The sequence below is a fragment of the Ruegeria sp. YTSC106 genome, assembly GCF_059609765.1.
Genome location: NZ_JBXWMI010000021.1, coordinates 1 through 21,131, shown reverse-complemented (window position 1 = coordinate 21,131; position 21,131 = coordinate 1). Strand labels below are relative to the sequence as shown.

Sequence of the window (21,131 nt, the reverse complement as noted above, 5' to 3'; positions counted from 1 at the left end):
GACGCGGTACTATTCGGAATAGGCGTGTGGCGATTCGGGCTGCGCGCCGCTTTTTATTCCGGATGGCGTGACGAGATTTTAATGACGGGTGTGTCCGGTACGCGGGATACCTCGAAGACAAACAAGGACGACAGGTTCATGGCGAAACGGTGGTACTCGGTCAGCGTTCTTTCGAATTTCGAAAAGAAGATCGCAGAGCAGATCCGCACGTCGGTGGCTGAACAGGGCCTTGAGGACGATATCGACGAAGTGCTGGTGCCCACCGAAGAGGTGATCGAAGTGCGCCGGGGCAAGAAAGTCACGACCGAGCGCCGTTTCATGCCCGGTTACGTGCTGGTACATATGGAAATGTCGGATCAGGGCTATCACCTGATCAACTCGATCAACCGCGTCACCGGTTTCCTGGGCCCTCAGGGGCGTCCGATGCCGATGCGCGATGCTGAGGTCAATCAAATCCTCAACCGTGTTCAGGAAGGTGAAGAAGCGCCCAAGCTGATGATCAGCTTCGAGGTTGGTGAAAAGGTCAAAGTCAACGACGGCCCGTTCGAGGATTTCGACGGCATGGTCGAAGGCGTGGATGACGAAAACCAGAAACTGAAGGTCTCGGTCTCGATCTTTGGTCGGGAAACCCCGGTCGAGCTGGACTTTACGCAGGTTACGAAGCAGGGCTGAGGAAACTCTCCTCGAGAATTGAAACGCCGCGATGCCAAGGGTAACGCGGCGTTTTTGTTTAGGTATTCGCTGAAAACGTATCGACCTATTGTGCTTGAACCATAGCCGCGCGCAAAAGTTGCGGTCTGTCGGTCTGGGACGGCAGGAACACGGCTTGCGATCCGGCATCCAGCGCCGAAAGGCTCGCGTCATACCACTGCATCGCAAGGTCGCGGCGCTCCTGCACGCCGAAACCTTCGCGCAGATGGTGGCCAATCAGTTCGCCGTAGGCGGGTTCACCCATTGCGACCAGCATCAGAGCAGACCCAAGAGCGGCATCCATGTTGTCCTGACGGTAGCCAATCGCCAGACAGACCTTGCTTGTTGCGGCAAGATCTTGGGGGCTGAGCCCGGAGTCCAGCGCCAGCTTGCGCATCTGGGTTTCAGCCTCGGTTTTCGAGTTGATCGACAGAGCGTCAACTTGTGGAGCCACCATTTCACCATAAGAGTCGCATTGGGCGCTAACCTGATCCGGCGTCAGTCCCTGGATATCCTGAATCAGATCTTCACCGCGTGCCATCGCGTAACTGCGGGCAAGGCAGAACTGCTCGCTGAGCGCAAAGTCGGGATCGGACATGTTCGACAGGGTTGTATAGCCGCCATTGGTCGATGTTTGCAGCATGACTCCGCTGCAGCGATTGGCCAGTGACGGGCCTCCGGTACCGCCTGAAAACAGGCTCGGCAGGCTTGCAGACGCTGTTTCAGTGGTCTCGGGTTCGGGTTCCTGCGGTGTCGTAACCGGGACAGGTTGTACCGGCACGGTTTGTGCCGGGGCCTGAGGGGCAGCAGCCAGAGCAGAGCCCGTGTGCACCTGACGGCGATACGCCATCAGCAGCGGTTGGCCCGAAAGCTGAGTGGCCGACTGCCCACCGCTTGTGGCCCAATAGTAGGCCTGCATCAAAAAGTCGGACTGATAGGGCTGAAAATCATAGCCGTTCACAGGATAGCCCATCGAGGCCTGATAGCGTTCGATTGCGGACCGGGTGCCACGACCGACCTGGCCATCGACCCTTCCTGCATTGTATCCGAAGTAATTGAGCGCGGTCTGGGTTTGCGCGCCCTGTGAAGTCGATGGGATGCCCGACCGGTAAGTTCGATTTGATGTGGTCGTTCTCTGAGACTTTTTCTTCTGTTGGTCCTTGCCAATCGCGTAGCCAACGATTCCGCCGACGACGGCGCCGCCGAGGAATTCACCAGCGTCCGCCCGCGCTGTCTGAGGGGCAGCTGCAGCAAGAGAAAAGGCGATGCCAAGAGTTAAAACTAAACGAAGTATCATAATTAACCTCCACCAAAATTCACTAATTTTTCGAAGTATAACACGGCCACGCGCTTTGTGGTGATGCAAGCACCAAAATCCCGATTGATGAGCGACTGATTTGTGGTTTTCGCCGTTTTTTTAAAATGTTAGTGGCACTCACAATTGCACTGCCAGTGGCCTACAATCTTTTAGGCGGCGAATAACCTTCCTGGTTTTGATTCGGTATATCCAGATTGCGGCGCCAACCACTTGTCATCTCTACTGATCCCCTGTAAACGCCGCCTCTATCGTCTTCGGGCGAGATTCTCTCGTGGGAGGTTGCAGGGATCGCGATCCCGGATCGGACCACGCAACATAATCTGGGTGGGACGCGTTTCACCTAAGTTGAAAGGAAAACCAAATGGCCAAGAAGCTTGCTGGTACAATGAAACTGCAGGTTCCTGCAGGACAGGCGAACCCGTCGCCGCCAGTTGGTCCGGCGCTGGGTCAGCGCGGCATCAACATCATGGAATTCTGCAAGGCGTTCAACGCCAAGACCGCAGACATGGAGCAAGGCGCGCCTTGCCCGACCGTGATTACCTATTATCAGGACAAGTCCTTCACCATGGACATCAAGACGCCGCCCGCGTCTTATTACCTGAAAAAAGCGGCTGGCCTGAAGCCGGTTGGCAAGCGGAACCGCCCTCGTGGTGCGGAAAACCCAGGTCGTGAGACCGTGGCAACCGTGACCTCGAAGCAGGTTCGCGAAATCGCCGAAGCCAAAATGAAAGATCTGAACGCCACTGACATCGAAGGCGCAATGCAGATCATCCTGGGCTCGGCCCGCTCTATGGGCATCGAGGTGAAGTAAGATGGCAAAACTCGGTAAACGTACCCGCACTGCGCGCGAAGCTGTCGCTGGCAAGGAAAACCTGTCGGTTGAAGAAGCGGTTGCCCTGGTCAAAGGCAACGCAACCTCGAAATTCGACGAGACCATCGAAATCGCGATGAACCTGGGCGTTGACACCCGTCACGCGGACCAGATGGTTCGTGGCGTCGTTGGCTTGCCGAATGGCACAGGTAAAGCGATGCGCGTCGCCGTATTCGCACGTGGCCCCAAGGCGGACGAAGCGAAAGAAGCAGGCGCAGATATCGTCGGCGCAGAAGACCTGATGGAAACCATTCAGGGCGGCACCATCGAATTCGATCGCTGCATTGCAACCCCGGACATGATGCCGATCGTCGGCCGTCTGGGTAAAGTTCTGGGCCCCCGCAACCTGATGCCGAACCCCAAGGTTGGCACCGTGACCATGGACGTGAAAGCCGCCGTGGAAGCAGCCAAAGGTGGTGAAGTTCAGTTCAAGGCGGAAAAAGGCGGCGTTGTTCATGCCGGTGTTGGCAAAGCGTCGTTTGACGAAGCCAAGCTGGTCGAAAACGTCCGAGCGTTTGTCACGGCTGTTGCCAAGGCGAAACCGTCGGGCGCCAAGGGCACCTACATGAAAAAAATCGCGCTGAGCTCGACCATGGGTCCTGGCGTGACCGTTGATGTGGCGGAAGCCGCGGGCGAATAAGCCCTAGATTTCCGATTTGAAGAATTGATCCCGGGTGGTGCGAACTGTCCGGGATTTTCTTTTGCGGGGTTCGGTGCAAAAGTGGCCAGACATCCAATTCGGTGCTCGTCAAAAAAACGGACCCTCGCCATGGAAACCAAGCGCGTTCTCATTCAAAAATTTCTCAAGGGTCTGGAAACCGGTGACGCTATGGCGGCAGCGGTGGTCAATGAAGACAAGTATATTCAGCACAATCCTCAAACCCACGAAGGCAGTGAAGGTATTGCGGAATTGTTCGCGCGACTGTCAAAAACCTCGCCTAGGGTCACATTCAAACGGGTTTTCGAAGATGGCGATTTTGCCTTTGCGCATATCGAGTACGATTTCAGAAGTCTGCGCGCAGCGTTCGAGGTGTTTAGGTTCGAAGATGGAAAAGCCGTAGAGCATTGGGACAACATTCAGCCTTTGCGTGGTCCAAACCTCTCGGGGCGTGGAATGCAGGATGGCCACACTGAAATAGCGGATTTGGAGAAGACCGAAGAAAACCGGTCAACCAGCCGTGTGTTTGTCACGGAGGTCCTTATCGAGCGTCGGTTCGATAGGTTGGCAGAATTTGTGGCTGAAGACCTGAAACAGCACAATCCGGAAATGGCTGACGGCATCTCGGCACTCAAGAGCGTGTTGGAAGGTCGAAGCGCAAGCAATCTGGTGTTTGCTTACGAAACGTCGCACAGGGTTTTAGCCGAGGGCAATTTCGTTCTGTGTGTGTGCGAAGGCCAGAGAAATGGGGTGCATTCAAGCTTTTATGATTTGTATCGGTGGGACGATGATCTAATTGTTGAGCACTGGAGCACGATCGAAGAGATCCCGCCGCGCGAAGAATGGAAAAACGATAACGGAAAGTTCTGACGCCACGTGGTCGGAGTTTGGGCGGTTTTTTGATCCGCTTTAGGTGCAATTTACCCCTTGGAAACCCCCTTTTTCTGCCCTAATAAGACCTGCGGAACAAAGCGTGCGATTCGTCGTGCGCTTTGTTTTGTTTCGTCCAAGACGGTGGGTGGGTCCATTCGGCCCCTTAATTCCCTGCCTGAGACGGGTAAGACCAAAGAATTCTGGGGGTCCCACCCTCGGGCGCATTTTGGCCAATCCCGTAACAACGGACCTGAACGCCGGAGCGAAAGCTGCGGCAAATATGAGCCGGGGTGAGATATCGCCCCAAACTTGGAGAGAACTGTGGATAGAGCCCAGAAAGAGAAAGTGGTCGAGGAACTCGGCCAAATCTTCGAAAGCTCTGGCGTCGTAGTGGTATCCCACTACGCCGGTCTGACAGTTGCCGAGATGCAGGACCTTCGCGCACGTGCTCGTGACGCGGGAGGTGCCGTGCGTGTTGCCAAGAACAGGCTCGCCAAAATCGCCCTTGAGGGTAAGCCGTGTGAAAGCATGGCCGACCTGCTGACAGGGATGACCGTTCTGACCTATTCCGAAGACCCCGTGGCAGCAGCCAAGGTGGCCGAGGACTTCGCCAAGGATAACAAGAGTTTTGAGATTCTTGGTGGTGCAATGGGTGAGAACGCTCTGGACCGCAAAGGTGTCGAAACAGTTTCGAAAATGCCGTCTCGCGAGGAGCTTATTGCTTCGATCGTGGGCTGCATTGGCGCACCTGCTTCGAACATCGCCGGCGCGATTGGCGCACCTGCAAGCAACATCGCAAGCATCCTTTCCACCATCGAAGAGAAGGCGGAAGCTGCGTAAGCGGTTGGCACTGAATGATCTGCGTGGGGCAGATGCCCTGACGTTGGAACACACACTGTAAACGGAAAGAGCTGATAAAATGGCTGATCTGAAAGCACTCGCAGAAAGCATCGTGGGTCTGACCCTGCTGGAAGCACAAGAACTTAAAACCATCCTCAAAGACGAATATGGCATCGAGCCCGCAGCAGGCGGCGCAGTTGTCATGGCAGCCGGTGGCGACGCCGGTGGCGCAGCTGAGGAAGAAAAAACCGAATTCGACGTCGTTCTGAAGAACGCTGGCGCTTCGAAAATCAACGTGATCAAAGAAGTTCGCGGCATCACCGGTCTTGGCCTGAAAGAAGCCAAAGAGCTGGTCGAAGCTGGCGGCAAGATCAAAGAAGGCGTGTCGAAAGACGAAGCCGAAGAAGTCAAAGGCAAGCTGGAAGCAGCTGGCGCCGAAGTCGAGCTGGCCTAAGCCATTCGACAGGCGCATCACTGATGCGCCGCAAGATTTGGCTGGATCCGGGGAAATCCGGGTCCAGCCGAACCTGTCTCAGAAAGGGCCTCAGAACTTGGGGTGTTTTCTAAGACGCGGTTCGCGGATCGGGAGGCTGCCATTCGGGACGGTGGCCACGAATTGATCCGGACGTGTCCTCTCTAATGTGCAAGGCGCCGGGGCCCGACGGTGTCTTTGCCCGCTGAGAACATCGAAAGGTGACATCTGACATGGCTCAATCGTTCCTTGGCCAGAAACGTCTTCGGAAATACTATGGCAAAATCCGCGAAGTGCTGGAAATGCCGAACCTCATTGAGGTGCAGAAATCTTCTTATGATCTTTTCCTGCGCTCCGGCGATGCAGAGCAGCCCGCAGACGGCGAAGGCATCAAAGGCGTGTTCCAATCGGTTTTCCCGATCAAGGATTTCAACGAAACCTCCGTTCTGGAGTTTGTGAAATACGATCTGGAAAAACCCAAATACGATGTCGAAGAATGCATGCAGCGCGACATGACCTACAGCGCGCCGCTGAAGGTTACCCTGCGCCTGATCGTGTTCGATGTCGATGAGGATACCGGTGCTAAATCGGTGAAAGACATCAAGGAACAGGATGTCTTCATGGGCGATATGCCTTTGATGACGCCGAACGGCACATTTGTCGTGAACGGGACCGAGCGTGTGATCGTATCCCAGATGCACCGTTCGCCCGGTGTGTTCTTTGACCACGACAAGGGCAAGACCCATTCCTCGGGCAAGCTGCTGTTTGCCTGCCGCATCATCCCGTATCGCGGCAGCTGGCTGGACTTTGAGTTCGACGCCAAGGACATCGTGTTCGCCCGGATCGACCGCCGCCGCAAACTGCCTGTGACAACCCTGCTTTATGCGCTGGGTCTGGATCAGGAAGCGATCATGGACGCGTATTACAACACAGTGTCCTACAAGCTGGACAAGAAGAAGGGCTGGGTCACACCGTTCTTCCCCGAGCGCGTGCGCGGCACCCGTCCGACCTATGATCTGATCGACGCCAAGTCCGGTGAAGTGATTGCTGAAGCGGGCAAGAAAGTCACGCCTCGCGCGGTCAAGAAACTGATCGACGAAGGCACCGTTACCGATCTTCTGGTTCCGTTTGATCACATCGTCGGCAAATTTGTCGCCAAGGACATCATCAACGAAGAAAACGGCGCGATCTATGTCGAGGCCGGTGATGAACTGACGCTGGAATATGACAAAGACGGTGACCTGATCGGCGGCACTGTGAAAGAGCTGATCGACGCAGGCATCACCGACATCCCGGTTCTGGACATCGACAACGTCAATGTCGGTCCCTACATGCGCAACACCATGGCTCAGGACAAGAACGTGAACCGTGAAAGCGCGCTGATGGACATCTACCGCGTCATGCGCCCAGGCGAGCCGCCCACCGTCGAGGCAGCGTCGGCCCTGTTCGACACGCTGTTCTTCGACAGCGAGCGCTATGATCTGTCGGCTGTTGGCCGCGTGAAGATGAACATGCGTCTGGCACTTGATGCGCCGGATACCCTGCGTACCCTGCGCCGCGAAGACATCGTTGCCTGCATCAAGGCGCTGGTGGAACTGCGTGACGGCAAAGGTGACATCGACGATATCGACCACCTAGGCAACCGTCGTGTGCGTTCAGTCGGCGAACTGATGGAAAACCAGTACCGTGTTGGTCTGCTGCGCATGGAGCGCGCGATCAAAGAGCGTATGTCGTCGGTCGAGATCGACACCGTCATGCCGCAGGACCTGATCAACGCGAAACCTGCCGCTGCCGCCGTCCGCGAATTCTTCGGCAGCTCGCAGCTGTCGCAGTTCATGGACCAGACCAACCCGTTGTCGGAAGTCACCCACAAACGCCGTCTCTCGGCGCTTGGCCCCGGTGGTCTGACACGTGAGCGCGCGGGCTTTGAGGTGCGCGACGTTCACCCGACCCACTATGGCCGGATGTGCCCGATTGAAACACCGGAAGGCCCGAATATCGGTCTGATCAACTCGCTGGCCACCTTCGCCCGTGTGAACAAATATGGCTTCATCGAAACACCGTACCGTGTCGTCAAAGACGCAGAGGTGACTGATGAGGTCCACTACATGTCCGCGACCGAGGAAATGCGTCACACCGTGGCGCAGGCGAACGCGACGCTGGATGAAAACGGCAAGTTCATCAATGATCTGGTGTCGACCCGTCAGGCCGGTGACTACACCCTCGCCCCGCGCGAGAATGTGGACCTGATCGACGTATCGCCGAAACAGCTGGTTTCGGTCGCTGCATCGCTGATCCCGTTCCTTGAGAATGACGACGCCAACCGCGCTCTGATGGGCTCGAACATGCAACGTCAGGCGGTTCCGCTGCTGCGGGCCGAGGCGCCGCTGGTCGGCACCGGTATCGAGGAAAAGGTTGCGATCGACTCGGGCGCTGCGATCCAGGCGAAACGCGCCGGTATCATCGACCAGGTCGATGCCCAGCGTATCGTTATCCGCGCTACCGAGGATCTGGAACTTGGCGACGCTGGTGTGGACATCTATCGCCTGCGGAAATTCCAGCGTTCGAACCAGAACACCTGCATCAACCAGCGCCCGCTGGTGAAAGTGGGCGACACCGTCCAGAAAGGCGAGGTGATCGCCGACGGTCCGTCAACCGACATGGGTGAACTGGCTCTGGGTAAGAACGTGATTGTCGCGTTCATGCCGTGGAACGGGTACAACTACGAAGACTCGATCCTGATTTCGGAACGTATCGCGCGTGATGACGTCTTTACCTCGGTCCATATCGAGGAATTCGAAGTCGCCGCCCGTGACACCAAGCTGGGTCCGGAAGAGATCACCCGCGACATCCCGAACGTCGGTGAAGAAGCGCTGCGCAACCTCGACGAGGCCGGCATCGTTTACATCGGTGCGGATGTTGAGCCGGGCGATATTCTGGTCGGCAAGATCACTCCGAAGGGCGAAAGCCCGATGACCCCGGAAGAAAAGCTGCTGCGCGCCATCTTTGGTGAAAAAGCATCAGATGTGCGCGATACTTCGCTGCGCGTGAAGCCGGGCGATTACGGGACTGTCGTGGAAGTCCGTGTCTTCAACCGTCACGGCGTCGAGAAAGACGAGCGTGCGCTGCAGATCGAGCGTGAGGAAGTCGAACGTCTGGCCCGTGACCGGGATGACGAACTGGCGATCCTTGACCGCAACATCTATGCGCGTCTGCAAGGCCTGATCCTGGGTAAGACCGCTGTCAAAGGCCCGAAAGGCGTCAAGGCAGGATCGGTGATCACCGAGGAACTGCTTGACATGCTGACCCGTGGTCAGTGGTGGCAGCTGGCACTGGAAGACGAGAAGGACGCCCAGATCGTAGAGGCTCTGAATGAGCAATACGAAGTGCTCAAGCGCGCTCTGGATGCCCGTTTCGAAGACAAGGTCGAGAAAGTCCGTCGTGGTGACGACCTGCCGCCGGGTGTGATGAAGATGGTCAAAGTCTTCATCGCCGTGAAGCGTAAGCTGCAGCCGGGCGACAAGATGGCCGGTCGTCACGGGAACAAAGGTGTGATCTCCAAAGTTGTTCCAATGGAAGACATGCCGTTCCTGGCCGATGGTACTCCGGTTGACTTTTGTCTGAACCCGCTGGGTGTGCCTTCGCGTATGAACGTTGGTCAGATCCTTGAAACCCACATGGGTTGGGCCGCACGCGGTCTGGGTCTGAACATCGACGAAGCTCTGGGTGAATACCGCCGTTCCGGCGACCTGACCCCGGTGCGCGAAGCGATGAAACTGGCCTATGGCGAAGATGTCTACGAAGAAGGCATCACTGGCATGGACGAGGAAACGCTTGTCGAAGCAGCGGGCAATGTAACCCGTGGTGTTCCGATCGCAACCCCGGTCTTTGACGGTGCCAAAGAGGCTGACGTCAATGACGCGCTGGTGCGTGCCGGATTCTCGCAGAGCGGTCAGTCGATCCTGTTCGACGGTCGTACCGGTGAGCAATTCGCACGTCCGGTGACCGTGGGCATCAAGTACCTGCTGAAACTGCACCACCTTGTGGACGACAAAATCCACGCGCGTTCGACCGGGCCGTACAGCCTGGTTACCCAGCAGCCGCTGGGCGGTAAGGCGCAGTTCGGTGGTCAGCGCTTTGGTGAGATGGAGGTCTGGGCTCTGGAAGCTTACGGCGCCGCCTACACCCTGCAGGAGATGCTCACCGTGAAATCGGATGACGTCGCCGGCCGGACCAAGGTCTATGAGTCGATCGTCAAGGGCGAGGATAACTTTGAAGCGGGCGTACCGGAATCGTTCAACGTTCTGGTGAAAGAAGTCCGTGGTCTCGGCCTGAATATGGAACTCCTGGATGCGGAGGAAGAGTAGGGGCGGCAACGCCCCACACTCATCCCATCCCAATTTGTAAGGACGCAAAATGAACCAGGAAATCACCAACAACCCGTTTAACCCGCTGACGCCCCCGAAGGTCTTTGACGAGATCAAGGTCTCGTTGGCGTCGCCCGAGCGGATCCTGTCTTGGTCCTATGGCGAGATCAAGAAACCCGAAACCATCAACTACCGAACGTTCAAGCCTGAACGTGACGGTCTGTTCTGCGCGCGTATCTTTGGCCCAATCAAAGATTATGAATGTCTGTGCGGCAAATATAAGCGGATGAAGTATCGCGGCGTTGTCTGCGAGAAATGTGGTGTGGAAGTCACCCTGCAGAAAGTCCGCCGCGAGCGTATGGGCCATATCGAACTGGCAGCACCCGTAGCACATATCTGGTTCCTGAAGTCGCTGCCGTCCCGCATCGGTCTGATGCTGGACATGACGCTGCGCGATCTGGAACGCGTTCTGTACTTTGAAAACTACGTCGTCATCGAGCCCGGTCTGACCGACTTGTCTTACGGCCAGATGCTGACCGAAGAAGAGTTCATGGACGCTCAGGATGCCTATGGCATGGACGCGTTCACCGCGAACATTGGTGCCGAAGCCATCCGTGAGATGCTGGCCCAGATCGATCTGGAAGCCGAAGCCGAGCAGCTGCGCGCTGATTTGGCCGAAGCGACTGGCGAGCTGAAGCCCAAGAAGATCATCAAGCGTCTGAAGGTTGTCGAAAGCTTCCTCGAGTCGGGCAACCGCCCCGAGTGGATGGTGATGACCGTGATCCCGGTCATTCCGCCGGAACTGCGACCGCTGGTTCCGCTGGATGGTGGCCGTTTCGCGACCTCGGATCTGAACGATCTGTATCGCCGCGTCATCAACCGGAACAACCGTCTGAAGCGTCTGATCGAACTGCGCGCACCTGACATCATCGTCCGCAACGAAAAGCGGATGCTGCAGGAATCCGTTGACGCTCTGTTCGACAACGGCCGTCGTGGCCGCGTGATCACCGGCGCCAACAAGCGCCCGCTGAAATCGCTGTCGGACATGCTGAAAGGCAAGCAGGGCCGCTTCCGTCAGAACCTTCTGGGGAAACGCGTCGACTTCTCGGGCCGTTCGGTCATTGTGACCGGCCCGGAACTCAAGCTGCACCAGTGTGGTCTGCCCAAGAAGATGGCGCTCGAGCTGTTCAAGCCGTTCATCTACTCGCGTCTTGAAGCCAAAGGTCTGTCTTCGACCGTCAAACAGGCGAAGAAACTGGTCGAGAAAGAGCGTCCCGAAGTATGGGATATCCTCGATGAGGTGATCCGCGAACACCCTGTCATGCTGAACCGTGCGCCGACGCTGCACCGTCTTGGCATTCAGGCGTTCGAGCCGGTTCTGATCGAAGGCAAGGCGATCCAGCTGCACCCGCTGGTCTGTTCGGCCTTTAACGCCGACTTCGACGGTGACCAGATGGCCGTACACGTCCCGCTGAGCCTTGAGGCGCAGCTGGAAGCGCGTGTTCTGATGATGTCGACGAACAACGTTCTGTCGCCCGCAAACGGTGCGCCGATCATCGTTCCGTCACAGGATATGATCCTGGGTCTGTACTATGTGACCCTGGAACGCGAAGGCATGCCGGGCGAAGGCAAGGTCTTTGGCTCGATCGACGAAGTCCAGCACGCGCTGGACGCGGGCGAGGTGCACTTGCACTCGAAAATCACCGCTCGAATCAAGCAGATCGACGACGAAGGCAATGAAATTCAGAAGCGTTATGAAACCACTCCGGGCCGTCTGCGTCTGGGTGCTCTGCTGCCGATGAACAACAAGGCACCTTTCGAGCTGGTCAACCGTCTGCTGCGGAAAAAAGAAGTGCAGCAGGTGATCGACACCGTCTACCGCTATTGCGGTCAGAAAGAGTCGGTTATCTTCTGTGACCAGATCATGTCGATGGGCTTCAAAGAAGCGTTCAAGGCGGGCATTTCGTTTGGTAAGGACGACATGGTCATCCCGAACGGCAAGTGGAGCATCGTCGACGAAACGCGCAGCCAGGTGAAAGACTTTGAACAGCAGTACATGGATGGTCTGATTACTCAGGGCGAAAAGTACAACAAAGTGGTCGATGCCTGGTCGAAGTGTAACGACCGCGTGACTGAGGCAATGATGAGCACGATCTCGGACGTTGCCAAGGCCGAAGACGGGTCGGACATGGAGCCGAACTCGGTCTACATGATGGCTCACTCCGGTGCGCGTGGCTCGGTTACTCAGATGAAACAGCTGGGCGGTATGCGCGGCCTGATGGCCAAGCCGAACGGCGACATCATCGAGACGCCGATCATCTCGAACTTTAAAGAAGGTCTGACCGTTCTCGAGTACTTCAACTCGACTCACGGTGCCCGTAAGGGTCTGTCGGATACCGCTCTGAAGACGGCGAACTCGGGTTACCTGACCCGTCGTCTGGTGGATGTCGCTCAGGACTGCATCGTTCGTGAGATCGACTGCGGCACCGAGCGTGCGATCACTGCCGAAGCTGCGGTGAATGACGGTGAGGTTGTCGCCTCGCTTGCCGAACGTGTTCTGGGCCGTGTCTCTGCCGACGACGTTTTGCGTCCGGGTACGGATGAGGTTCTGGTCGCTGCAGGTCAGTTGATCGACGAACGTATGGCCGACATGATCGACGAGGCCGGTGTTGCTTCGATGCGTATCCGGTCGCCACTGACCTGTGAGTCCGAGGAAGGCGTCTGTGCGACATGCTACGGTCGCGACCTTGCACGCGGTACCATGGTGAACACAGGTGAGGCTGTCGGCATCATCGCAGCCCAGTCCATCGGTGAACCCGGTACGCAGCTGACGATGCGGACCTTCCACATTGGTGGTGTTGCGCAAGGTGGCCAGCAGTCGTTCCAGGAAGCCAGCCAAGACGGTGTCGTTTCGTTCGAGAACCCGCAGATCCTGGCCAATGCCGCAGGCGAAAGCCTGGTCATGGGCCGGAACATGAAGCTGGTGATCAAAGACGAACATGGCGAAGAGCGTGCCAGCCACAAGCTGACCTACGGCTCGAAGCTGTTCGTGAAGGATGGCACCAAGGTAGCCCGTGGTGACAAGCTGTTCGAATGGGATCCCTACACCCTGCCGATCATCGCCGAGAAAGCGGGTACCGCGAAATATGTCGATCTGGTTTCGGGCCTTGCTGTCCGCGACGAGACCGATGAAGCAACCGGTATGACCCAGAAGATCGTGATCGACTGGCGCGCGGCCCCGAAAGGCAGCGAGCTGAAGCCTGAGATCATTCTGGTTGGCGAAGATGGCGAGCCGGTCCGCAACGATGCGGGCAACCCGGTTCACTATCCGATGTCGGTGGACGCGATCCTGTCGATCGAAGATGGTCAGCAGATCGAAGCAGGTGACGTTGTTGCGCGTATCCCGCGTGAAGGTGCCAAGACCAAGGACATCACCGGTGGTCTGCCGCGTGTGGCTGAACTGTTCGAAGCCCGTCGCCCGAAAGATCACGCGATCATCGCCGAGGCCGATGGTTACGTGCGCTTTGGCCGTGACTACAAGAACAAGCGCCGCATCAGTATCGAGCCGGCAGACGAGTCGATGGAAACGATCGAGTATATGGTACCCAAGGGTAAACATATCCCGGTCGCGGAGGGCGACTTCATCCAGAAGGGTGAATACCTGATGGACGGCAACCCGGCCCCGCATGACATCCTGTCTATCATGGGTGTCGAAGCGCTGGCGGATTACATGATCGACGAGGTGCAGGACGTGTATCGTCTGCAGGGCGTGAAGATCAACGACAAGCACATCGAAGTCATTGTGCGTCAGATGCTGCAGAAGTGGGAGATCCTGGATTCAGGCGACACCACCCTGCTGAAAGGCGAGCATGTCGACAAGCAGGAGTTTGATGCGGCCAACGAGAAGACACTCTCGCGTGGTGGCCGTCCGGCTCAGGGCGAACCGATCCTCTTGGGGATCACCAAAGCCTCGCTGCAGACACGTTCGTTCATCTCGGCGGCGTCGTTCCAGGAAACCACCCGCGTGCTGACCGAAGCGTCAGTGCAGGGCAAGAAAGACAAGCTGGTTGGCCTGAAAGAGAACGTCATCGTGGGCCGTCTGATCCCTGCCGGTACTGGTGGTGCAACTCAGGCCGTTCGTCACATCGCGCAGTCGCGTGACAACGTAGTCATCGAAGCACGACGGGAAGAGGCCGAGGCCGCCGCTGCCCTGGCCGCTCCGATCATGGATGATGATATGGTCGGGGATGAACTGGACGTTCTGATCGAAACACCGGAAAGCCGCGAGTAAGCAGCGCCATTCAGAACTAAAAAGGCCCCGCGAAATCGCGGGGCCTTTTTTTCTTGCCGTACCAAAGTACGGAAATGTGAACCGAAGTGTCAGAACACGTCTATTGACCCAATTGCGCCATGCTTGTGGTTCTGCAATCAGTGGATTAGCGCTGTAATGTGTTTTCAGATAGTTTTGAGCTGACCCATGGACATCAAAAACAATTCCTTCGAGGACCGGGTGGCGCGGATCAAACAGCGCTCGGAAGAAAACACAAGCAAGTCACCTTCACCTGGTACCGAAAGTGTCTGGCAGCGCCTGAGTTATCCCGCGGCGTTTCTGGGGGCTTTTTTGCTGGGTATTCTTGCGGTCTTCCTGTCTCGCTTCATTCAATATCAATCGGTTGGTATTCCGGTGCCCGGTCAGGTTGGTACGCAGGACTTCGTCAGCCTCGGCCTCGCAGGAGGGGCCTGTATTATGGTGATGCTTTTTCTGAAAGGTAAACTACGAGAGTTTGCCGGGGCGCTGACGGTTGGCGCGTTGGTGACGACATTTACTTTTCACAACCTTGTGTGGCAATACCCGGTGTTTTTCGAACGTGCATACGGAGAGGACTGGGTGGATTTTGTCAAAGACACGACAGAGCCTTCCAGCCTGAACCTGTTTGGGACCATCCTCCCATTCGGTTGATGATCACGCTGTCGCATGGTGCGATATTGACATCCGGCTCAAGTCCTTGGCCAATGCGGGGCGATCAATAGCCCCGGAGCTTGAAACAGCATGACTCCAAACACAAAAGGCGCCTTGCTGATGATGGGCAGCATGGCTGCATTTACCCTGAACGACACGCTGGTGAAGGTTACCTTGCAGGATCTGCCTTTGTTTCAGTTGGTGGCCCTGCGCGGGTTCTTGGCGGTTTTTCTGATCTATGTACTTGCCCGGTCTTTGGGCACGTTGCATCTGAATTTTTCGCGCCATGACAAGTGGCTGGTTGCACTGCGCTGCCTTGCAGAGCTGGCCGCGACTTTCTTTTTCCTGACGTCGCTGAAGAACATGCCCCTTGCCAATGTTACGGCCATTCTTCAGGCATTGCCTCTTACGGTAACCTTGGGTGCGGCTTTGGTTTTTTCCGAACAGGTTGGTTGGCGACGCTCACTGGCTATCGCCGTGGGTTTCGTCGGAATGCTTCTGATCGTAAGACCCGGGCCAGAGGGATTCAGTGTGTATTCCATCTATGCGCTGGTTGCAGTGGCTTCGATTACAGTTCGGGACCTTGTCACGCGACGTATGTCAGCCGACGTGCCATCGATGCTGGTTACGTTGGCCACTTCGGTTTCCATTGCAGGGGCCGCAGCAATAGCCTCGGTTTTCGAAGGATGGGTTCCGGTTTCGGCAACAGCGGGTTCCCTGGTCGCGGCGGCGGCCGTGTTTGTTTTGCTCGGCTATTTGTTCAGCGTCATGGTCATGCGTCAGGGGGATGTCGGATTTATTGCGCCGTTCAGATATTCCAGCCTGATCTGGGCGCTCGGGTTGGGTTGGGTCGTGTTTGACGAATGGCCCGACAATCTGACGATGCTGGGTGCCGCCCTGATCGTGGGTGCCGGGTTGTTTACGTTGTTCCGGGCACGTGCGCGTCAGGGCTTGGCGTGACTCCGTCTGACCATGTCCTGATCAATGGCGAAACGGGTTTGAAACTCGAGCTCCTGCTGCCGGGTAAGAGGTGTAAGCCCGAGATCGATCTTTCTGGTTCGTGGCGAGTCATTGAACCGGTTCAATCCCCGTACCCACATCGGAGTATCCGGTCGCGTCACAACGGGCATCGCTCGGTTGATCCTGTTATGGGCAAAATTCATGATCGATTTCTGCTGCCCACCCCGCACGTACATTCCAAGACCGGCTGTTATCAACGGGCGGTGTACGCGAGCGGCTTGTATACCCTCAGCAGTGGCACGGGCCAGATAACCGCAATTGAAATCAATAGCGACCATAGCGCGCTTTTCAAACAAGCCGACGCAGTCCCTGACACAACCTCGGAGCCGTTCGACAAAATCCACGGCCACTGTATCATCGTCGTCGTGACGAAACTGAAGGCAGGGTTGATCGGGATTGTTCCGCGCCGAATTCAGGACATCCTGCATGACTTTCCTGTGCCGCCCCGGAGGTTTCGCGACTATGCGCACCTGCTTAAAACCCCCTGTCAGATCGTTGAGGCGGTCATATGCCAATTTGGGCAAGCACTCGCCGACCACGATTATCAACTGGAAATCGTCGTCAGACTGTTTTTTGAAACCGGGCAGGGCGACCGTCTCAAACAGGCGAAACCGCTCTTCCAACCTGTCGTGCTGGTACAGAAATCGCCGTCTGTCTTCGACACTCTCGTGCGTTGTCTGAAAACCGCCAATTGCGGGATAGGAAAACCTGCAAAGACCGATAACCTGCATTTTCTCAGCGCGCTGCATATTTGACGTCGAACGCGTCCGGGTCGATCAAGAACCGCGCCCGCAGGTCTTCTGCCTGCTGTGGCGTGAAAGATGATAACTCACAGGTATCTTTGCGCGCGTGGTCCGAGTCGTTGTACGCGTGAAGCATCCTTACCCACATGGGCGTGTCCGGATAGCTGACCACAGGCATGAACCGGGCCAGCCTGTTGTGCAACCGGTCAAAGATTGTCCGCCTGCTGCTGGCCTGAACATACATACCCAGGCCAACACCCAGCAACGACCGATAGACCCGAGCGGCCTGAAACCCTCGAGCCTCGCGCCGGGCGATGAAACCTTGATTGAAATCTATGCCGACAGACTCGCTCTGCTGCATCAGTCCCTCATTCTCATGAACAGCGGCGCGGAGGCATTCTATAAAATCAACGGAAACGGCGTCATCGTCGTCATGTCGAAATTGCACGCAAGGCTGATGCTGATTCGTTCGCGCGGTGTTCAGTACCTCACGCATAATCTGCTTATGATCTCCAGGTTCCTTTTCAATGACACGGATCTGTTTGATCCCGGCGGTCAGATCGCGCAGCCGGTCCGCATAGATCTGAGGGAGGCAAGTCCCCGTTAACACCAACAGCTCAAACGCCTCATCTGTCTGGGTGCGAAAGCTGGGCAGAGTGATGGTCTCAAACAGGTGAAAGCGCTCTTCCAGCCGGTCAGGGGCATATAGAAACTGCCGCTGCTCTTCGATTGTATCCCGATTCAGTCGAAGGCCGCCCGTTGCGGGATAGGAAAATCGGCAAAGGCCAATCACTTGCATCTGTAATCCATCAGCAGGTATTCCACACGACTATGCCCGTGCTACGGTTCAGCCGCAACAGGGACGGTGGCGCGTTATAAGGCAATCCGATACACCCGACACAACGCGAGCGCGGGGGCGTTGGTGTACAGCTGTTGACACTCGGGACGACTCCCCCTATACGCGCGTCATCTCGGTGCCGGGGGCCGCCCCGTAGCCGATTCCAGTAATGAACTGGTCAAGGCCTGGACAATTTTGCAGTTCGCGCCCTCTGAGAAACAACCGCGACGTTCACCTCGGAATGGGAACGCTCGTGGGTTTTGCGCTTGTGGACGCATAAGTGCAGCGAATTTAGCCGCACGCGACGCGCGTGCATGTCATGTGTGTTGCAAAACGGGGAAAGAACCGGAATGCCAACTATTCAACAGCTGATCCGCAAACCGCGGCAGCCGAAAGTAAAACGCTCGAAGTCCATGCACCTGGAGCAGTGCCCGCAAAAACGCGGTGTCTGCACACGTGTCTATACCACAACGCCCAAGAAGCCGAACTCGGCGATGCGTAAGGTTGCCAAGGTGCGCCTGACCAACGGATTCGAGGTCATCTCGTACATCCCCGGTGAAAGCCACAACTTGCAGGAACACTCGGTTGTTCTGATCCGTGGCGGTCGTGTGAAAGACCTTCCCGGTGTGCGTTACCACATCCTGCGCGGTGTTCTGGATACTCAGGGCGTCAAAGATCGTAAGCAACGTCGTTCGAAATACGGCGCGAAGCGTCCCAAGTAAGAAGGAGAGGCTGATATGTCACGTCGTCACGCCGCCGAAAAACGCGAAGTCCTGCCTGACGCCAAATTTGGCGATAAGGTTCTGACAAAATTCATGAACAACCTGATGATCGACGGCAAGAAGTCGGTCGCAGAGCGCATCGTTTACAACGCGTTTGACCGCGTTGAGAACAAGGTGAAGCGCGCTCCTGTCGAAGTGTTCCACGAAGCGCTCGACAACATCAAACCGTCGGTCGAGGTTCGCTCGCGCCGGGTTGGTGGTGCAACCTACCAGGTTCCGGTCGAAGTGCGCCCCGAGCGCCGCGAAGCACTGGCCATCCGCTGGCTGATCACCGCTGCGCGCGGCCGCAACGAAAACACCATGGAAGAACGCCTCGCCGGTGAACTGCTGGACGCCGTACAGTCCCGCGGTACTGCCGTTAAGAAGCGCGAAGACACCCACAAGATGGCCGAGGCGAACAAAGCCTTCAGCCATTACCGCTGGTAATTCTAGAGGCTTATCCAAATGGCACGCGAATATCCGCTCGAACTATACCGTAACTTCGGTATCATGGCGCACATCGATGCAGGCAAGACGACCTGCTCGGAACGTATCCTGTATTATACTGGTAAATCCCACAACATCGGTGAGGTGCACGATGGTGCAGCCACCATGGACTGGATGGAGCAGGAACAGGAACGCGGCATCACTATCACATCGGCTGCGACCACCACCTTTTGGGAACGCACCGAAGACGGTGAAACTGCTGACTCGCCCAAGCACCGCCTGAACATCATTGACACCCCCGGCCACGTTGACTTCACCATCGAAGTTGAACGCTCGCTGGCGGTTCTCGACGGCGCTGTCTGCGTTCTGGACGCAAACGCCGGTGTTGAGCCCCAGACCGAAACCGTGTGGCGTCAGGCTGACCGCTACAAGGTTCCGCGTATGGTGTTCGTCAACAAGATGGACAAGATCGGCGCAGACTTCTTCAACTGCGTTGCAATGATCGAAGACCGTACTGGCGCACGTGCTGTTCCGGTTGGTATTCCGATCGGCGCAGAGACCGAGCTGGAAGGCCTGATCGACTTGGTCACCATGGAAGAATGGCTGTGGCAGGGCGAAGACCTGGGCGCAAGCTGGGTCAAAGCACCGATCCGTGACAGCCTGAAAGACATGGCTGACGAATGGCGCGGTAAGATGATCGAAGCGGCCGTCGAAATGGACGACGACGCGATGATGGAATACCTGGAAGGCAATGAGCCCGACGTTCCGACCCTGCGCGCCCTGCTGCGTAAAGGTACTCTGGAAATCGCGTTCGTTCCGGTTCTGGGTGGTTCGGCGTTCAAGAACAAAGGCGTTCAGCCGCTGCTCAACGCTGTGATCGACTATTTGCCCAGCCCGCTGGACGTTGTCGACTACATGGGTTTCAAACCCGGCGACGAGGAAGAAGTTCGTGACATTCCGCGCCGCGCGGATGACGACATGGCGTTCTCGGGCCTGGCGTTCAAAATCATGAACGACCCCTTCGTTGGCTCGCTGACCTTCACCCGGATCTACTCGGGCACCATGAACAAAGGTGACTCGATCCTGAACTCGACCAAAGGTAAGAAAGAGCGCATCGGTCGTATGATGATGATGCACTCGAACAACCGTGAAGAGATCGAAGAAGCGTTTGCAGGCGACATCATCGCGCTGGCGGGTCTGAAAGACACCACCACCGGTGACACCCTGTGTGACGCCAAGGATCCGGTGGTTCTGGAAACCATGACCTTCCCCGATCCGGTGATCGAGATCGCGGTCGAGCCCAAGACCAAGGGCGACCAGGAAAAGATGTCACAGGGTCTGGCCCGTCTGGCCGCAGAAGACCCGTCCTTCCGTGTGGAAACCGACCTGGAATCAGGTCAGACCATCATGAAGGGCATGGGCGAGCTTCATCTGGACATCCTGGTTGACCGTCTGAAGCGCGAGTTCAAGGTCGAGGCCAACATCGGTGCGCCGCAGGTGGCCTATCGTGAAACCATCTCGATGCCGGTCGAGCACACCTACACCCACAAGAAACAGTCGGGTGGTTCGGGTCAGTTCGCCGAGGTCAAGCTTGAGATCACTCCGACCGAGCCGGGCGAAGGCTACTCCTTCGAGTCCCGCATCGTTGGCGGTGCCGTTCCGAAGGAATACATTCCAGGTGTCGAAAAAGGCATCCAGTCGGTTATGGACAGCGGCCCTCTGGCTGGCTTCCCCGTGATCGACTTCAAGGTTGCCCTGCTGGACGGTAAGTTCCACGACGTTGACTCGAGCGTTCTGGCGTTCGAAATCGCGGGTCGCATGTGTATGCGTGAAGGCATGCGCAAAGCCGGCGCGAAATTGCTGGAACCAATCATGAAGGTCGAAGTGATCACCCCGGAAGAATACACCGGTGGTATCATCGGCGACCTGACCTCGCGTCGTGGCCAGGTGTCTGGTCAGGAGCCGCGCGGCAACGCAATCGCAATCGACGCATTCGTTCCGCTGGCGAACATGTTCGGCTACATCAACACCCTGCGTTCGATGTCGTCGGGCCGTGCCCAGTTTACCATGCAGTTCGACCATTACGATCCGGTTCCGCAGAACATCTCGGACGAGATCCAGGCGAAATACGCATAAGCGAAGATTTGAGGGAGCTCGGTTCACGGGCTCTCTTCATTACCGAAAAAGGAGGCCATCATGGCAAAGGAAAAGTTTGAGCGTAATAAGCCGCACGTCAACATCGGCACGATTGGCCACGTTGACCACGGCAAGAC

General features: G+C 56.9%; 16 protein-coding genes. 13 read left to right on the top strand and 3 right to left on the bottom strand.

Translation table 11 applies throughout. The annotated features are described in order from the left end of the window. Positions 1 to 138: 138 nt before the first annotated feature. Complete coding sequence (gene nusG, locus AC2FEB_RS20960) at positions 139 to 672, top strand: transcription termination/antitermination protein NusG (protein WP_117872965.1); 534 nt, start codon at positions 139 to 141, stop codon at positions 670 to 672. An 85-nt stretch (positions 673 to 757) separates the two neighbouring features. Here nusG and AC2FEB_RS20955 read toward each other — a convergent pair whose 3' ends face one another. Further along, a complete protein-coding gene (locus AC2FEB_RS20955; RefSeq protein WP_117872197.1) occupies positions 758 to 1,987 on the bottom strand; it encodes a peptidoglycan-binding domain-containing protein in 1,230 nt (409 codons plus the stop codon). Between the two features lie 382 nt (positions 1,988 to 2,369). Here AC2FEB_RS20955 and rplK point away from each other — a divergent pair, with 382 nt between their 5' ends. From rplK to AC2FEB_RS20910, 9 genes are all read left to right on the top strand, one after another. Then, positions 2,370 to 2,819 (top strand): 50S ribosomal protein L11, encoded by a 450-nt coding sequence (gene rplK, locus AC2FEB_RS20950; protein WP_117872199.1) that lies wholly within the window; start codon positions 2,370 to 2,372, stop codon positions 2,817 to 2,819. Between the two features lies 1 nt (position 2,820). Beyond that, positions 2,821 to 3,519, top strand: coding sequence for a 50S ribosomal protein L1 (gene rplA, locus AC2FEB_RS20945; RefSeq protein ID WP_299901780.1), 699 nt, complete (start codon positions 2,821 to 2,823; stop codon positions 3,517 to 3,519). A 129-nt stretch (positions 3,520 to 3,648) separates the two neighbouring features. Then, on the top strand, positions 3,649 to 4,407 hold the full coding sequence (locus AC2FEB_RS20940) for a nuclear transport factor 2 family protein (RefSeq protein WP_496676665.1): 759 nt from the start codon (positions 3,649 to 3,651) through the stop codon (positions 4,405 to 4,407). Between the two features lie 324 nt (positions 4,408 to 4,731). After that, on the top strand, positions 4,732 to 5,250 hold the full coding sequence (gene rplJ, locus AC2FEB_RS20935) for a 50S ribosomal protein L10 (protein ID WP_496676667.1): 519 nt from the start codon (positions 4,732 to 4,734) through the stop codon (positions 5,248 to 5,250). Between the two features lie 79 nt (positions 5,251 to 5,329). Further along, the gene (rplL, locus tag AC2FEB_RS20930) at positions 5,330 to 5,704 is read left to right on the top strand and encodes a 50S ribosomal protein L7/L12 (RefSeq protein WP_037314964.1); all 375 of its coding nucleotides are present in this window, start codon (positions 5,330 to 5,332) and stop codon (positions 5,702 to 5,704) included. Positions 5,705 to 5,955: 251 nt separating this feature from the next. After that, positions 5,956 to 10,089: a DNA-directed RNA polymerase subunit beta gene (rpoB, locus tag AC2FEB_RS20925; RefSeq protein ID WP_117872205.1), complete on the top strand. Its 4,134-nt coding sequence runs from the start codon at positions 5,956 to 5,958 to the stop codon at positions 10,087 to 10,089. A 49-nt stretch (positions 10,090 to 10,138) separates the two neighbouring features. Next, positions 10,139 to 14,380 (top strand): DNA-directed RNA polymerase subunit beta', encoded by a 4,242-nt coding sequence (gene rpoC / locus AC2FEB_RS20920; RefSeq protein WP_299901790.1) that lies wholly within the window; start codon positions 10,139 to 10,141, stop codon positions 14,378 to 14,380. A 186-nt stretch (positions 14,381 to 14,566) separates the two neighbouring features. Then, positions 14,567 to 15,049, top strand: a complete 483-nt coding sequence (locus AC2FEB_RS20915) for a hypothetical protein (RefSeq protein WP_117872209.1) — start codon at positions 14,567 to 14,569, stop codon at positions 15,047 to 15,049. 90 nt (positions 15,050 to 15,139) lie between these two features. Next, complete coding sequence (locus tag AC2FEB_RS20910; protein WP_299901793.1) at positions 15,140 to 16,009, top strand: DMT family transporter; 870 nt, start codon at positions 15,140 to 15,142, stop codon at positions 16,007 to 16,009. Here AC2FEB_RS20910 and AC2FEB_RS20905 read toward each other — a convergent pair. Further along, positions 15,994 to 16,800, bottom strand: coding sequence for a putative rhamnosyl transferase (locus AC2FEB_RS20905; protein ID WP_496884346.1), 807 nt, complete (start codon positions 16,798 to 16,800; stop codon positions 15,994 to 15,996). The two genes, AC2FEB_RS20910 and AC2FEB_RS20905, sit on opposite strands and share 16 nt — an antisense overlap. 4 nt (positions 16,801 to 16,804) lie before the next feature. After that, positions 16,805 to 17,611: a putative rhamnosyl transferase gene (locus AC2FEB_RS20900; protein WP_496676676.1), complete on the bottom strand. Its 807-nt coding sequence runs from the start codon at positions 17,609 to 17,611 to the stop codon at positions 16,805 to 16,807. Between the two features lie 389 nt (positions 17,612 to 18,000). On the opposite strand from AC2FEB_RS20900, the gene rpsL reads away from it, so the two are divergent. From rpsL to fusA, 3 genes are read left to right on the top strand one after another with little or no spacing between them, the layout of a single operon-like run. Next, the gene (gene rpsL / locus AC2FEB_RS20895; protein ID WP_005621086.1) at positions 18,001 to 18,372 is read left to right on the top strand and encodes a 30S ribosomal protein S12; all 372 of its coding nucleotides are present in this window, start codon (positions 18,001 to 18,003) and stop codon (positions 18,370 to 18,372) included. A 15-nt stretch (positions 18,373 to 18,387) separates the two neighbouring features. After that, the gene (rpsG, locus tag AC2FEB_RS20890) at positions 18,388 to 18,858 is read left to right on the top strand and encodes a 30S ribosomal protein S7 (protein WP_010441203.1); all 471 of its coding nucleotides are present in this window, start codon (positions 18,388 to 18,390) and stop codon (positions 18,856 to 18,858) included. Positions 18,859 to 18,876: 18 nt separating this feature from the next. Beyond that, positions 18,877 to 20,994 carry an elongation factor G gene (gene fusA / locus AC2FEB_RS20885; protein WP_117872215.1) on the top strand — a complete coding sequence of 706 codons (2,118 nt, stop codon included), beginning with the start codon at positions 18,877 to 18,879 and terminating at the stop codon, positions 20,992 to 20,994. Positions 20,995 to 21,131: the final 137 nt, after the last annotated feature.

What these genes read in the sequence shown, in the direction of transcription:
- nusG (WP_117872965.1), top strand. Translation starts at nt 139, where the DNA reads ATGGCGAAACGGTGGTACTCGGTCAGCGTTCTTTCGAATTTCGAAAAG.
- AC2FEB_RS20955 (WP_117872197.1), bottom strand. Translation starts at nt 1,987, where the DNA reads ATGATACTTCGTTTAGTTTTAACTCTTGGCATCGCCTTTTCTCTTGCT.
- rplK (WP_117872199.1), top strand. Translation starts at nt 2,370, where the DNA reads ATGGCCAAGAAGCTTGCTGGTACAATGAAACTGCAGGTTCCTGCAGGA.
- rplA (WP_299901780.1), top strand. Translation starts at nt 2,821, where the DNA reads ATGGCAAAACTCGGTAAACGTACCCGCACTGCGCGCGAAGCTGTCGCT.
- AC2FEB_RS20940 (WP_496676665.1), top strand. Translation starts at nt 3,649, where the DNA reads ATGGAAACCAAGCGCGTTCTCATTCAAAAATTTCTCAAGGGTCTGGAA.
- rplL (WP_037314964.1), top strand. Translation starts at nt 5,330, where the DNA reads ATGGCTGATCTGAAAGCACTCGCAGAAAGCATCGTGGGTCTGACCCTG.
- rpoB (WP_117872205.1), top strand. Translation starts at nt 5,956, where the DNA reads ATGGCTCAATCGTTCCTTGGCCAGAAACGTCTTCGGAAATACTATGGC.
- rpoC (WP_299901790.1), top strand. Translation starts at nt 10,139, where the DNA reads ATGAACCAGGAAATCACCAACAACCCGTTTAACCCGCTGACGCCCCCG.
- AC2FEB_RS20915 (WP_117872209.1), top strand. Translation starts at nt 14,567, where the DNA reads ATGGACATCAAAAACAATTCCTTCGAGGACCGGGTGGCGCGGATCAAA.
- AC2FEB_RS20910 (WP_299901793.1), top strand. Translation starts at nt 15,140, where the DNA reads ATGACTCCAAACACAAAAGGCGCCTTGCTGATGATGGGCAGCATGGCT.
- AC2FEB_RS20905 (WP_496884346.1), bottom strand. Translation starts at nt 16,800, where the DNA reads ATGCAGGTTATCGGTCTTTGCAGGTTTTCCTATCCCGCAATTGGCGGT.
- AC2FEB_RS20900 (WP_496676676.1), bottom strand. Translation starts at nt 17,611, where the DNA reads ATGCAAGTGATTGGCCTTTGCCGATTTTCCTATCCCGCAACGGGCGGC.
- rpsL (WP_005621086.1), top strand. Translation starts at nt 18,001, where the DNA reads ATGCCAACTATTCAACAGCTGATCCGCAAACCGCGGCAGCCGAAAGTA.
- rpsG (WP_010441203.1), top strand. Translation starts at nt 18,388, where the DNA reads ATGTCACGTCGTCACGCCGCCGAAAAACGCGAAGTCCTGCCTGACGCC.
- fusA (WP_117872215.1), top strand. Translation starts at nt 18,877, where the DNA reads ATGGCACGCGAATATCCGCTCGAACTATACCGTAACTTCGGTATCATG.